Consider the following 12,031-nt stretch of genomic DNA (forward strand, 5'->3'; position numbering starts at 1 on the left):
GGATCAGCGAGGAGCGCCACTGACCGCGGCTGAGGCCCGGTCGGTGGCGCTGCGAGTCAGCGAACTGTCTTGCGCGACGTGATCTGCCCGGTGTCGAAGCCGAGCAGGTGCAGGCCGCCGTGGAAGCGCGCGTGCTCGACCTTGATGCAGCGGTCCATGACGACGGTGAGGCCCTTCGCCTCTCCGTCGTACGCGGCCTCTTCGTTCCAGATGCCGAGTTGCACCCAGATGGTCTTGGCGCCGGATGCCACGACCTCGTCGACGACCTGGGGGATGTCGGAGCCGCGGCGGAAGACCACGACGATGTCGGGCACCTCGGGCAGGTCGGCGAGGCTCGCATACGCGGGCTGGCCGAGGATCTCGGTCTCCATGGGGTTCACGAAGTACAGGCGGTAGTCGCTCGACTGCTGCAGGTAGGTGCCGACGAAGAAGCTCGAGCGCTGCGGCTTCGGGGAGGCACCGACGATCGCGACCGACTTCGCCGCGTTCAGGATCTTGAGCCGCTGCTTCGCGTCGGGCCCGGTCCAGGTGCGCTGCGACTTCAGGAGCTTCGCGAGCGGCGAGCTCGCCGGCAGCTCGCAGGAGAGGCCGTTGACGAGGCGAACGGTCTCGGTGTCGCCCGTGCTCGTCTCGTCGATGGTGGCTGCTTCGGTCATCGTGCTGCTCCCGTCGCGATCGTGAGGGCCTGATCGAGGTCGTCGATGATGTCCTCAACATCTTCGATGCCGACGGAGAGTCGCACAACCCCCGGCAGCACGCCGGCGTCGACGAGCTGCTGCTCGGTCAGCTGCACATGCGTCGTCGAGGCCGGGTGGATGATGAGGGTCTTGGCGTCGCCGATGTTCGCGAGGTGGCTCGCGAGGTTGACGTTCTCGATGAGCGCCTGCCCGATTGCGCGGCCGCCCTTCACCTCGAAGCTGAACACCGAGCCCGGGCCTTTGGGCAGGTACTTCAGGGCGCGGTCGTGGTGCGGGTGTTCGGGCAGGCCCGCCCAGAGCACGCGCTCGATGCGGGGGTCGGCGTCGAGCCACTCGGCGACGACCCGGGCGTTGTCGATGTGCGCCTGAATTCGGTAGGGGAGCGTCTCGACGCCTTGCGCGAGCAGGAACGCCGAGTGCGGAGCGAGGGCGGGGCCGATGTCGCGCAGCTGCTCCGCGCGGAGCCGCGTGAGGAACGCGTACTCGCCGAAGTTGCCCGACCACTGCAGGCCGCCGTAGCTCGGCACGGGCTGACCGAAGAGCGGGAACTTCTCGGAGTGCCAGTCGAACCGGCCGGATTCGACGACGACGCCGCCGAGGGTCGTGCCGTGGCCGCCGAGGAACTTCGTCGCCGAGTGCGTGACGATGTCGGCGCCCCACTCGATCGGCCGGTTGAGGTAGGGCGTGGCGATCGTCGAGTCGACGATGAACGGGATGCCGTGCGCGTGCGCGACGTCGGCGAGCGCCTCGAGGTCGGCGATCTCCCCGGAGGGGTTCGCGATCGTCTCGACGAAGAGCGCCTTCGTCTTGTCGGTGATGGCGGCGGCGTAGTCGGCGGCATCGGCGGACTGCACGAAGGTCGTCTCGATGCCGAAGCGGCGCAGCGTGACATCCAGCTGCGTGATCGAGCCGCCGTAGAGGTTCGCGGAGGCGACGATGTGATCGCCCGTGCCGGCGAGGCTCGCGAAGGTGATGTACTGCGCGCTCAGACCGCTCGCGGTGGCGACGGCGCCGAGGCCGCCCTCGAGGCTCGCGACGCGCTCCTCGAAGCTCGCGACCGTGGGGTTGGCGAGCCGGGAGTAGATGTTGCCGTACTTCTGCAGCGCGAATCGCGCCGCGGCGTCGGCGGTGTCGTCGAAGACGTAGGCGCTCGTCTGGTAGATCGGCAGCGCGCGGGCTCCCGTCACCTGGTCGGGGATGTTGCCCGCGTGGATGGCGCGGGTCTTGAAGCCGTATTCGCGGTCTGCCATGCCCGCAACGCTACTGCCGTGCGGCGCGCTGGCCGCTCGGCCGCGTAACGCGAGGCAACGGATGTCTCGGGTCGATACGCTGGTCCGGTGATCCTCGAGCATGCCGTCCTGCCCGTCGAGCCCGGCCGCGAGGCCGACTTCGAGCGCGCCTTCGCCGAGGCGACGGCGATCATCTCGTCCATGCCGGGTTTCGTCGACCTGCGCCTGTCGCGTTCGATCGAGACGCCCAACGAGTACCTGCTGCTCGTGCACTGGCAGAGCGTCGAAGCGCACGCGGTCGGGTTCAGGGGTTCGCCGGAGTACGGGCGGTGGCGCGAGCTGCTGCACGACTTCTACGAGCCGTTCCCGGTCGTCGAGCACTTCGCCGAGGTGGCGCGCGTCGGCTGAGCACGCCGGCACCCCGCCGCTCGTGCTGCACAGGCCCTGATTCCTTCACTGGCCTGATTTCTGCACTGGCCCTGACTCCTGCACAGGCCCTGATTCCTGCACAGGCCCTGATTCCTGCACAGGCACTGCCCAGTGCCCGTTGCTACGATCGAGGCAGGCCACGACGATGGGGCCCCGGACGAGGGATCAGTACCCGGAACGCGACAAGACTGGCCACTGGGAGTGAACAGTCATGGCATGGATCATCCTCATCATCTCGGGCGTGCTCGAAGCAGTGTGGGCCACCGCGCTCGGCAAGTCCGAGGGCTTCACGAAGCTCTGGCCATCGGTCGTCTTCTTCGGCGCGCTCGTGCTCTCGATGGCCGGCCTCGCGTGGGCGATGCGCGACATCTCGACCGGCACGGCCTACGCGGTGTGGGTCGGCATCGGCGCGGCACTCACCGTGATCTGGGCGATGGCCACCGGTGACACGGATGTCTCGTGGGTCAAGATCCTCCTGCTCGTCGGGCTCATCGGCTGCGTCATCGGCCTGAAGTTCGTCGACGGCGGCGCAGGCCACTAGGGCCGCGCGCTCGGTGCCGGTGACGGCGCTTCATCGAACATGTAAAGAATACTTGACTTCGTGTCGTCGATGTTTTACATTTACGAATGTCAGCAATGTTTTACATCGATTCGGCATTCGAAGGAGCCCGACCATGTCGTACGAAGAGAAGGGCACGTGGGTCCTGCTCACGATCGCCGTCGGCGGCTACGCCGTCTACCTGTTCCTCGTGCTGCCGCAGCTGCTCGCGGGCACCTCGGTCGACGACGTCGACTGGGTGACGCCGATGCTCTGGACCATCGGTGGCGCGATCGTCGCCGGCATCGTCGGCAGAATCCTCGTCGAGATCGTCTCGCCGAGCGAGAGCACCAAGGGCGACATCCGCGACAAGGAGATCGATCGGCTCGGCGAGCGGGTCGGCGGCTCGTTCGTCGTGATCGGCGGTGTCGGGGCGCTCGCGCTCGCCATGTTCGACGTCGACACCTTCTGGATCGCGAACGCCCTGTACCTCGGCTTCGTGATCTCGGGAATCATGTCGGGCATCACGAAGGTCGTCGTCTACCGCAAGGGCGTGCCGACGTGGTGAAGCCGACCCGGGTGACGAACGAGATCCGCGGGCTGCGATTCCGCCACGGCGAGATGACCCAGGCCGAGCTCGCCAGCCGGCTCGGCGTCACACGCCAGACCGTCATCGCCATCGAGCAGGGGCGCTACTCGCCCTCGCTCGAGGTGGCGTTCCAGATCGCGCGGGTCTTCGGGGTTCCCCTCGACGACGTGTTCCACTATCCCGACATCGAGGAGCCGGCATCATGAGAGCCGCAGTGCACGAACGGTACGGTGCACCCGACGTGGTGCGCATCATCGAGACGGATGCCCCTGCCCCGGCCGAGCACGAAGTGCTCGTGCGCGTCGAAGCGAGCGTCGTCGGCGTCACCGACAGCGCAGGGCGCAGCGGCACGCCGCGATTCGCTCGCCTGTTCTTCGGGCTCGTGAAGCCGAAGCATCCGGTGCTCGGCTCCGACTTCGCCGGGGTGGTCGAACGCGTCGGCGCCCGGGTCGGCCGGTTCGCACCAGGAGACCGGGTGTTCGGCACGATCGCACCGGCGAGCGGAGCGCACGCCGAGTTGCTGGCCATCGCCGAAGACGGTCCGATCGTGCACGTGCCGCGGCAACTCGATCAGGCGGGCGCTGCGGCCATCGTCGACGGGTTCCTCACCGCCCTGCCATTTCTGCGCGACCTCGCGCACGTGCAGCCGGGTCAGACCGTGCTCGTCAACGGCGCCTCGGGCACGGTCGGCTCGGCGGCCGTTCAGCTGGCGAAGCAGTACGGGGCCACGGTCGTGGGCGTGTGCAGTTCCGCGAACGAGCAGCTCGTGCGGTCGCTCGGCGCCGATCGCGTGATCGACCGCGCTCGCGCCGACTTCGCCGACGAGCGCGGTGCGTACGACGTGATCTTCGACGCCGTCGGCAAGCGCTCGTTCGGTGCCTGCCGTGGTGCACTCGCCGAGCACGGCATCTACCTCAGCACGGTCCCGTCGGCGGCGATCCTGGTGCAGGCGCTCGTCACCCGGTGGTTCGGTCGCGGCCGTCGCGCTGGGATCACCTTCACCGGGCTGCGCGACGCGCAGCAGAAGGCGGCCGATCTCGCACTGCTCGTCGACCTGGTCGAGCGAGGCGCGCTGGTGCCGGTCATCGACCGGGTGGTGCCCTTCGACGACATCGTCGAGGCGTATCGCCGGGTCGACACCGGGCGCAAGGCCGGCAGCGTGGTGCTCACCATGGCACCGGTTCGGGTTCAGGAGGTCGCACCATGAGAGCCATCGTCCAGCACCGCTACGGCGGACCCGAGGTGCTCGCGCTCGCTGAACTCGACCGGCCGCAGCCGGCCGGCGACGAGGTGCTCATCCGCGTCGAGGCGGTCGCCGTGAGCATGGGCGACGTGCTGCTCATGCGCGGTGAGCCTCGAGCGGTTCGACTCGCGTTCGGCCTCCGGCGCCCGAAACGGCCGACCATCGGCCGGGATGTCGCGGGCGAGGTCGTCGCGGTGGGCCCGGGCAGCCCGCGGTTCCGGGTCGGCGACGCCGTCTATGCGGAGTCGGACCAGGGCGGCTTCGCCGAGTTCGTCGCGGTGCCCGAGCGATTCGTCGCGGCGCGACCGGCCTCGATCGATGCGGTGCACGCCGCAGCCGTCGTCGTCTCCGGCACGACGGCGCTCCAGGGCCTTCGGCTCGCGGGCGTCTCGCGCGGGCAGCACGTGCTCGTCAATGGCGCCTCCGGGGGAGTCGGCGGCTTCGCGGTGCAGCTCGCGAAGACCATGGGCGCCGAGGTGACCGGGGTCTGCCGTGGCTCGAAGGCCGAGCACGTGCTCGCCATCGGCGCCGACCACGTCATCGACTACACGCGTGACGACTTCACCGCGAACACGGGTCGGTACGACGTCGTGTTCGACCTCGTCGCCGACCACCCGCTCCATCGGGTGCGCCGGTCGCTCACCCGACGGGGAACGCTGCTGCTGTCGTCGGGCCGCGGCGGCGCAGTGCTGGGGCCGATGGGGCGGATGGCCGCGGCATCCGTCATCTCGCCGTTCGTTCCGCAGCGGCTGCGACCGCTCGCGGCCTCGCGCAATGGCGACGACCTCGCCGAGCTCGCTCGTCGCATCGACGCCGGTGAGGTGCGCCCGGTGGTCGACGAGGTGTTCCCGCTCGAGCGTGCCGCCGATGCCGTGGCGCGTCTCGAATCGGGCGGCGTGCGCGGAAAGGTCGTGATCCAGGTCGCGGCTGCCGGCCGCACCGCCGAGACTCAGCCGAGCAGCACCGCGCCGTAGGCGAGCCCTGCGACGAGCACCCACGAAGTCAGGCCGACGACGAGGGCTCGCCAGCCGGTGCTCGCGAGCTCGCCGAGCCGGATCGAGGCGCCGAGCGCGAAGAGCGCCATGGCGAGCAGCGCCGTCTGCACCTGGTCGGCGCCGAAGAGCAACCACTCGGGCAGGGGCACGAACGTGTTCACGAGCACCGCGGCCAGGAACCCCGCGACGAAGAGCGGCACGATCGCGGGGCGAGGGCCCGAGTCATCCGTTGCCCGACGTCGCTCGACCGCGGTGGTGATCGCCACCATCGGCGCGAGCATGAGCACCCGGGTGAGCTTGACGACGACGGCCACGGCGAGGGCCGCGGTGCCGGCGATCTGCGCGGTCGCGACGACCTGGCCGACGTCGTGCACGCCGGCGCCGACCCAGTGGCCGAACTCCGTGCTCGACAGGCCGAGCGGACGCCAGAGGGCCGGCAGCACCGCGATCGCGAGCGTGCCGCAGAGGGTGACGAGGGCCACCGGAACGGCCTGCTCCTCATCGCGGGCGCGCACGGCGGCGCCCATCGCGCCGATCGCCGAGGCGCCGCAGATCGAGAAGCCGCTCGCGATGAGCAGCGGCTGGTGGCCGGGCAGGCCGAACGCCCGGCCGAGCCCGATGGTGCCGACGAAGGTGAGCAGCACGACGCCGACCGTCGTCGCGATCGTTACCCAGCCGAGGCCGGCGATGTCGACGAGGCTGAGCTTCAGGCCGAGGAGCACGATGCCAGTGCGCAGCAGGCTGCGAGCGGCGACGCGGAGGCCGGGCGCGAGGCCTCCGGCGAGTGCGGGCTGCAGACCGGGGATCTGCCCCACCACGATGCCGAGTGCGACCGCGGCCGTGAGGATCGGCACCGCCGGAACCGCGAGATGTGCGAGCCAGGCGATGAGGGCCGCGGATGCCGCGACGAGAAGTCCCGGCATCCGAACACGCATCCTCCTACGCTAGCCCCAGCTCGGCAGCCAGAAATGCAGCTGCCGGAACGTCGGCGTCACCGGCACGCCCGACCAGATCGGGAAGAAGAACGCCGAGATGAGCAGCACGAAGCCGAGGAAGATCGCCACGATCGCGATGCCGCGCTGACGCCGCCACTGCGGGTCGTCGCGTCGGCCGAGCACGAGGCCGATCACGAAGACCAGGGCGAGCAGCATGAACGGCTCGAACGCGATCGAGTAGAACTGGAACACGGTGCGGTTCAGGTAACCGAGCCACGGCAGGTAACCGGCGGCGAGGCCGACGAGGATCGCTCCCACCTGCCACTCGCGGTAGCGCACGAGCCGGTAGACCAGGTAGAGGGATGCCACGGCCGCTGCCCACCAGATGAGGGGGTTTCCCACCTCGATGATCGAGGCCCAGCACGTGTCGGCGCCGCAGCCACCGGAACCATCTTCGGTCGCGGCGAAGTACATGTTCGTCGGCCGGATCATGAACAGCCAGGTGAGGGGGTTCGACTGCCATGGATGCGCGCTGTGCACGCCGACGTGATAGCCGTAGGCCGCCTCGTGATAATGCCAGAGGCTCTGCAGGGCCAGCGGCACCCACGAGAGCCAGCCCGTGGCGGCGTTGCCGGCCTCTTCGGCCCAGTGCCGGTAGTAGCCGCCGTCGGTGACGAGCCAGCCGGTCCACGAGGCGAGGTAGACGGCGGCTGCGACGGGCACGAGGAGCAGGAAGGTGACCGGCGCTTGCTTCAGCAGCGCACCGGTGAGCCAGAACGGCACCCCGGCCCGCCGGCGGGCCACAGCGTCGACGATGACGAGGTAGATGCCGAAGGCCGCGAGGAACCACGCTCCCGACCACTTCACGGCGCAGGCGGCGCCGAAGGCGACCCCGGCGGCGATGATCCACGGGCGCGCCCAGAGAGCCGGTCCGTAGTGCGGATCGCGGCCGAGGTGATGCGACGCGGCCAGCCGTGACCCGAGCACCTGCTCGGTTCGGTCGCGATCGAGCAGCACGAACCAGAACCCGAGCAGGGCGAAGAGCATGAGCCAGTTGTCGAGCAGTGCCACCCGCGACATCACGATCGCGTTGCCGTCGACGGCGAACAGCAGTCCGGCGGTGACCGCGAGGATCGTCGAGGCGAACAGCCGCCGTGCCACGAGGGTGATGAGGAGCACCGCGATGGTGCCGGCGAGCGCGGTGGGCGCGCGCCACCAGAAGGGGTCGCCGGCGCCGAAGGCGGCCATGCCGAGCGAGATCATCCACTTTCCGAGCGGCGGATGCACGACGTAGGCGGGTGCGTCCTGGAAGATACCGGTGTCGCCGGCGGCGAAGTCGGCGTCTGCGCCCTCGGGCCAGCTCGACTCGTAGCCGTTCTGCAGCAGGGTCCACGCGTCTTTCACGTAGTACGTCTCGTCGAAGACGATCGCCTGCGGGTGACCCAGGTTCCAGAACCGCAGCGTCGCCGCGATGAGCGTCACGAGGATCGGGCCGCCCCAGTACCACAGTGCGCGCCGCCGCGGGGTGGCGAGCACTCTCGCCCACCAGTCGTCGAGGCGGGTGCCGCGTCGTTCGGGTGCGACGTTCTCGTCGGCGTCGGGATCGGACGCCGTGACCACACTCATGCGCCCACCCTATCCGCGGGGTGGGCGCAGAGCGCCGTCGTTCAGTTGCCGATGGTGATGTCGCCCGTCGTGGTCTCGGCGCGCACGATCGTGTCGGCTGCGGGGCTGTCGGGCACGTTGACGGTGATGTCGCCGATGTTGGTCGCGGTGTCGATGCGGTAGTCGCCGTTCGGCAGCACGAGCGTGATGTCGCCCACGGTCGTGACGACGTCGAGTCGATTCGGCACCGCCCCGATGCTCGCATCGACCTGCCCGGTGGTCGTCGAGATCGTCGCGTCATCCGAGACGGCGAACCCGTCGAGAGTGGTGTCGCCGACCGTCGACTCGGCGTCGAGGCGCTCCGCGGAGCCGCTGAGGCGCAGGTCGCCGACCGTGGTGACCACGTCGACCACGCCGAAGTCGCCCTCGAGCACGACATCGCCGATATCGGCGTCGAGCGTCAGCGCGAGTCCGCTGTCGGCGAACGGTGCCGGAAGCGTGACGACGAGCCGCGGAGCCGCGCCCACGTCGCCGAAGAAGAACGGGGCCGAGCCGTGCTCGGCGACCGCGACCGTGAGTGTTCCGCCGGCGGCTTCGGCCTCGAACGACATGTCGCGGTTCGCACCGCGTTGCTCGAAGGCCACGAGCGGCTGCTCGACATCGCCGAACGACACTCTGACGTCGGCGACCTCGGAGGTGATGGCGAGCGTGTCGAAGGCGTCGTCGATCGCCACCTCGCGGGAGGCGTCGGTGCGGTTCGCCGCAGACACCACCGACACGATGAGGAAGGTCAGCAGGCCGATGACGAGGATGGAGCCGCCGATGAGCAGGGCGGTGCGGAGAGTCGAGCGGGTGGCGGTGGTAGACATTGTGCGCTCCTGACGATGGGGGCTAGCGGGATCCGAGATCGCTGCCGAGATAGCGCAGCACGGCGAGAACTCGCCGATGTCCGGAGTCCTCGGGCGGAAGGTCGAGTTTCGTGAAGATCGATGAGATGTGCTTCTCGACCGAACCGGCGCCGATCACGAGGTCGACGGCGATCGAGCGGTTCGACCGGCCCTCGGCGATGAGCGCGAGCACCTCGCGCTCGCGTTCGGTCAAGCGGTCGAGCCCGTCGGAGCGACGGGAGCGCAGCAGGAGTTGGGCGACCACTTCGGGGTCGAGCGCCGTGCCGCCCTCGCCGACCTGCGTCACCGCCTCGAGGAAGGTGTCGACGTCGGCGACGCGGTCTTTCAGCAGGTAACCGAGGCCCGCGGTGCGGTCGGCGATGAGATCGGCCGCGTACCGCTCCTCGACGTATTGCGAGAGCACGAGCACTCGCACCGACGGATGCTGCGCCCTGATCACGATCGCGGCGCGCACGCCCTCGTCGCTGAACGTCGGCGGCATGCGCACATCGACGATGGCGAGGTCGGGCTCGTGGCGCGCCACCGCCGCGAGCAGTTCGGGTGCGGTGTCGACCGCGGCGAGCACGTCGTGCCCGGCATCGGTCAGCAGCAGCTCGAGGCCGGCTCGGAGCAGCACCGAGTCTTCGGCGATCACGACGCGCATGGCAACTCCAGGGTGAGGGTGGTGGGCCCGCCGTTCGGGCTGTCGAGGGTCATGGTGCCGCCCGCCGAGCGCACGCGCGCGGCGATGCCGGCGAGTCCGCCCTGCCCGAGCTCTCCGTGGGCCGTTCCATCGGCGCCGGTCGCGCCGCCCCGGCCGTCATCGGTGACGGTGGCGGTGAGCACGGCTCCGCGACATCCGACGACGACCGCGCAGTTCGCGGCATCCGAGTGCTTGCTCACGTTCGTGAGCGCTTCGGCGATGGCGAAGTAGACGACGCCCTCGATCTCGCCCGGCAGTCGTCGTTCGAGGCGCACGTCGACCGTGGTCGGCACCGAGGTGCGCGCGGCGAGTGCCGAGAGGGCGGCGTCGAGCCCGCGGTCGGTGAGCACTGCGGGGTGGATGCCCCTGGCCAGCTGTCGCAGCTCGGTGATCGCGGCCTTGGCGTCGCCGTGCGCGGTCTCGAGCATGGCGCGGGCGGCTTCGGGATCGGAGTCGAACTTCGCCTTGGCCATGCCGAGGGTCATCGCCATCGCGACGAGGCGCGGCTGGGCGCCGTCGTGCAGGTCGCGTTCGATGCGCTGCCGCTCGATGGCCGCGGCATCCACGGCGCCCTGGCGCGCTCCGGCGAGCGAGTCGACCTTCGTGCGGAGTTCGACGGCCGACGACGGCCCGAAGAGCGGGGTGATGGTGCGTGAGACGAGTCCGCCGCAGTACACGGCGACGGCAACGGCGGCGAGGATGGCGATGCCGAGCGGGATACGCGCCCCGGGTGCCGCCTCGGTGGCATCGAGGAGGGCCTCGGCGAAGAGGTTCGGGCTGCCGACGATGAGGCCGAGCGCGGCAAGCGTCCCCGTCCACACGATGCCGAAGAACACGGTGCCCACGACCATCGTGAGCAAGTGGCCGAGCAGGATGCGCCAGGTGACGGGATCGCGCACGTCGTTCCACGTCTGTGCGAGCGGACGCCGCCATCCTGTCGCGGTCGTGCGGCTCCGGGCGACCGGTGGCACCGTCGTCTCGAGCAGCGCGTTGCGTCGCAGGCGCTCGCTCGGTCCCGAGATCCGTGTGAGGGCGATGCCGGCGGCGAGGGGCACGATGCCGAGGCCGAGCACGGGGATCGTCGCGAAACCCACGGCGATGAGCGTGAACTCGAGGCAGAACCAGAGGCTGCCGAGCACGACATCGAGCAGGATGCTCACGGCTGAAGCCCAGCCGAACGAGAGTGCGTTTCTCATGGGACTCACCGTATTGGCGTCGTGCTCGGTGCGGCTGCCCGGCGGGCACGAGTCTTCTCGTGGGGGCAGACCCCCGCACGCGTGCGACACACTTGATGCATGATCATCCTCGCGGCCACGCCCATCGGCAACCTCGGCGACGCGTCGGCCCGGCTCCGCGAAGCGCTCGAGACGACGACCGTGATCGCGTCGGAGGACACGAGGGTGACGCAGCGCCTGCTCGCAGGCCTCGGCATCGCGAACCGGCCGCGGCTCATCGCACTGCATGAGCACAACGAGCGGCAGAAGGCCGACGAGCTCGTCGAGCTCGCCCGCGAGGCCGACCTGCTCGTCTTGAGCGACGCCGGCATGCCGACCGTCTCCGACCCGGGGTTCCCGCTCGTCGCCGCTGCCGCCGCGGCCGGCGTGCAGGTCACGGTCATCCCCGGGCCGTCGGCCGTGCTCACCGCGCTCGCCGTCTCGGGCTTGCCGACCGACCGGTTCGCCTTCGAGGGGTTCCTGCCGCGCAAGGCGGGGGAGCGGGGCCGTCGGCTCGCCGAACTCGCCGGCGACCGCCGCACGCTGCTCTTCTTCGAGTCGCCGTCGCGCATCGCAGCGAGCCTCGCCGCGCTCGCCGAGGCCTTCGGCGCCGATCGGCCGGCTGCCGTCTGCCGCGAGCTCACGAAGCTCTTCGAAGAGGTGCGCCGCGGCCCGCTCGGCGAGCTCGTGACCTGGGCAGAGGGCGGCGTGCGCGGCGAGATCGTGATCGTGGTCGGAGGGGCGCCCGAGCAGGAGTCGAACCCCGAGACCGCGCTCGAACGGGTGCTCGAGCTCGCGGCATCCGGAACCCGCATGAAAGACGCCGCCGCACTCGTCGCCGCCGAGAGCGGTCTCAGCACCCGCGACCTCTACGAGGCGGCGTTGCAGGCCCGCAAGCAGCCGCGCAGCTGAGACAGCACGCTCAGCACCCGCGACCTCTACGAGGCCGCCCTGCAAGCACGCAAG

General features: G+C 70.1%; 14 protein-coding genes and 1 riboswitch. Of the genes, 7 read left to right on the forward strand and 7 right to left on the reverse strand.

The features are described 5' to 3' along the window. Nucleotides 1-56: 56 nt before the first annotated feature. On the reverse strand, nt 57-656 hold the full coding sequence (locus H521_RS0119775; protein WP_040425118.1) for a CoA-binding protein: 600 nt from the start codon (nt 654-656) through the stop codon (nt 57-59). Next, nucleotides 653-1,948, reverse strand: a complete 1,296-nt coding sequence (locus H521_RS0119780) for an O-acetylhomoserine aminocarboxypropyltransferase/cysteine synthase family protein (RefSeq protein ID WP_022894739.1) — start codon at nt 1,946-1,948, stop codon at nt 653-655. The genes H521_RS0119775 and H521_RS0119780 overlap by 4 nt, the downstream gene beginning before the upstream one ends. Nucleotides 1,949-2,035: 87 nt before the next feature. Between H521_RS0119780 and H521_RS0119785 the strand changes: the two genes are divergently transcribed. The 6 genes from H521_RS0119785 to H521_RS24575 all read left to right on the forward strand — a co-directional run bounded on the left by H521_RS0119785 (nt 2,036) and on the right by H521_RS24575 (nt 5,700). After that, the gene (locus tag H521_RS0119785) at nt 2,036-2,335 is read left to right on the forward strand and encodes an antibiotic biosynthesis monooxygenase family protein (RefSeq protein ID WP_022894740.1); all 300 of its coding nucleotides are present in this window, start codon (nt 2,036-2,038) and stop codon (nt 2,333-2,335) included. A 152-nt stretch (nt 2,336-2,487) separates the two neighbouring features. Further along, a riboswitch (guanidine-III (ykkC-III) riboswitch) is annotated at nt 2,488-2,553 on the forward strand. A 14-nt stretch (nt 2,554-2,567) separates the two neighbouring features. Beyond that, nucleotides 2,568-2,897: a DMT family transporter gene (locus H521_RS0119790; protein WP_022894741.1), complete on the forward strand. Its 330-nt coding sequence runs from the start codon at nt 2,568-2,570 to the stop codon at nt 2,895-2,897. A 133-nt stretch (nt 2,898-3,030) separates the two neighbouring features. Beyond that, nucleotides 3,031-3,462, forward strand: a complete 432-nt coding sequence (locus H521_RS0119795) for a hypothetical protein (protein WP_022894742.1) — start codon at nt 3,031-3,033, stop codon at nt 3,460-3,462. Next, nucleotides 3,456-3,689 carry a helix-turn-helix transcriptional regulator gene (locus H521_RS0119800; RefSeq protein ID WP_022894743.1) on the forward strand — a complete coding sequence of 78 codons (234 nt, stop codon included), beginning with the start codon at nt 3,456-3,458 and terminating at the stop codon, nt 3,687-3,689. Before H521_RS0119795 ends, H521_RS0119800 begins: the two co-directional genes overlap by 7 nt. Next, nucleotides 3,686-4,690: an NAD(P)-dependent alcohol dehydrogenase gene (locus H521_RS0119805; protein WP_022894744.1), complete on the forward strand. Its 1,005-nt coding sequence runs from the start codon at nt 3,686-3,688 to the stop codon at nt 4,688-4,690. The genes H521_RS0119800 and H521_RS0119805 overlap by 4 nt, the downstream gene beginning before the upstream one ends. Continuing rightward, complete coding sequence (locus tag H521_RS24575; protein WP_022894745.1) at nt 4,687-5,700, forward strand: NAD(P)-dependent alcohol dehydrogenase; 1,014 nt, start codon at nt 4,687-4,689, stop codon at nt 5,698-5,700. Before H521_RS0119805 ends, H521_RS24575 begins: the two co-directional genes overlap by 4 nt. Here H521_RS24575 and H521_RS0119815 read toward each other — a convergent pair. Genes H521_RS0119815 through H521_RS0119835 form a run of 5 tightly spaced genes read right to left on the reverse strand, consistent with a single transcriptional unit; the run spans nt 5,676 to nt 11,047 of the window. Next, nucleotides 5,676-6,644, reverse strand: coding sequence for a YeiH family protein (locus tag H521_RS0119815; RefSeq protein ID WP_022894746.1), 969 nt, complete (start codon nt 6,642-6,644; stop codon nt 5,676-5,678). The two genes, H521_RS24575 and H521_RS0119815, sit on opposite strands and share 25 nt — an antisense overlap. Nucleotides 6,645-6,665: 21 nt before the next feature. Next, the gene (locus tag H521_RS0119820; RefSeq protein ID WP_022894747.1) at nt 6,666-8,282 is read right to left on the reverse strand and encodes a dolichyl-phosphate-mannose--protein mannosyltransferase; all 1,617 of its coding nucleotides are present in this window, start codon (nt 8,280-8,282) and stop codon (nt 6,666-6,668) included. 41 nt (nt 8,283-8,323) lie between these two features. Then, nucleotides 8,324-9,130, reverse strand: a complete 807-nt coding sequence (locus H521_RS0119825; RefSeq protein WP_022894748.1) for a DUF4097 family beta strand repeat-containing protein — start codon at nt 9,128-9,130, stop codon at nt 8,324-8,326. 22 nt (nt 9,131-9,152) lie between these two features. Beyond that, the gene (locus tag H521_RS0119830) at nt 9,153-9,812 is read right to left on the reverse strand and encodes a response regulator (protein WP_022894749.1); all 660 of its coding nucleotides are present in this window, start codon (nt 9,810-9,812) and stop codon (nt 9,153-9,155) included. Then, nucleotides 9,800-11,047, reverse strand: coding sequence for a sensor histidine kinase (locus tag H521_RS0119835; RefSeq protein ID WP_022894750.1), 1,248 nt, complete (start codon nt 11,045-11,047; stop codon nt 9,800-9,802). The genes H521_RS0119830 and H521_RS0119835 overlap by 13 nt, the downstream gene beginning before the upstream one ends. A gap of 99 nt (nt 11,048-11,146) precedes the next feature. On the opposite strand from H521_RS0119835, the gene rsmI reads away from it, so the two are divergent. Further along, nucleotides 11,147-11,977, forward strand: coding sequence for a 16S rRNA (cytidine(1402)-2'-O)-methyltransferase (gene rsmI, locus H521_RS0119840; RefSeq protein WP_022894751.1), 831 nt, complete (start codon nt 11,147-11,149; stop codon nt 11,975-11,977). The last annotated feature ends 54 nt before the right edge of the window (nt 11,978-12,031 follow it).

It is taken from the genome of Agromyces subbeticus DSM 16689, from assembly GCF_000421565.1.
Classification (GTDB): Bacteria; Actinomycetota; Actinomycetes; order Actinomycetales; family Microbacteriaceae; genus Agromyces; species Agromyces subbeticus.

Excerpts from the sequence above, each read along its gene's own strand:
- H521_RS0119820 (WP_022894747.1), bottom strand. The coding sequence starts at position 8,282 with ATGAGTGTGGTCACGGCGTCCGATCCCGACGCCGACGAGAACGTCGCA.
- H521_RS0119835 (WP_022894750.1), bottom strand. The coding sequence starts at position 11,047 with ATGAGAAACGCACTCTCGTTCGGCTGGGCTTCAGCCGTGAGCATCCTG.
- H521_RS0119780 (WP_022894739.1), bottom strand. The coding sequence starts at position 1,948 with ATGGCAGACCGCGAATACGGCTTCAAGACCCGCGCCATCCACGCGGGC.
- H521_RS0119805 (WP_022894744.1), top strand. The coding sequence starts at position 3,686 with ATGAGAGCCGCAGTGCACGAACGGTACGGTGCACCCGACGTGGTGCGC.
- rsmI (WP_022894751.1), top strand. The coding sequence starts at position 11,147 with ATGATCATCCTCGCGGCCACGCCCATCGGCAACCTCGGCGACGCGTCG.
- H521_RS0119775 (WP_040425118.1), bottom strand. The coding sequence starts at position 656 with ATGACCGAAGCAGCCACCATCGACGAGACGAGCACGGGCGACACCGAG.
- H521_RS24575 (WP_022894745.1), top strand. The coding sequence starts at position 4,687 with ATGAGAGCCATCGTCCAGCACCGCTACGGCGGACCCGAGGTGCTCGCG.
- H521_RS0119825 (WP_022894748.1), bottom strand. The coding sequence starts at position 9,130 with ATGTCTACCACCGCCACCCGCTCGACTCTCCGCACCGCCCTGCTCATC.
- H521_RS0119790 (WP_022894741.1), top strand. The coding sequence starts at position 2,568 with ATGGCATGGATCATCCTCATCATCTCGGGCGTGCTCGAAGCAGTGTGG.
- H521_RS0119815 (WP_022894746.1), bottom strand. The coding sequence starts at position 6,644 with ATGCCGGGACTTCTCGTCGCGGCATCCGCGGCCCTCATCGCCTGGCTC.
- H521_RS0119795 (WP_022894742.1), top strand. The coding sequence starts at position 3,031 with ATGTCGTACGAAGAGAAGGGCACGTGGGTCCTGCTCACGATCGCCGTC.
- H521_RS0119830 (WP_022894749.1), bottom strand. The coding sequence starts at position 9,812 with ATGCGCGTCGTGATCGCCGAAGACTCGGTGCTGCTCCGAGCCGGCCTC.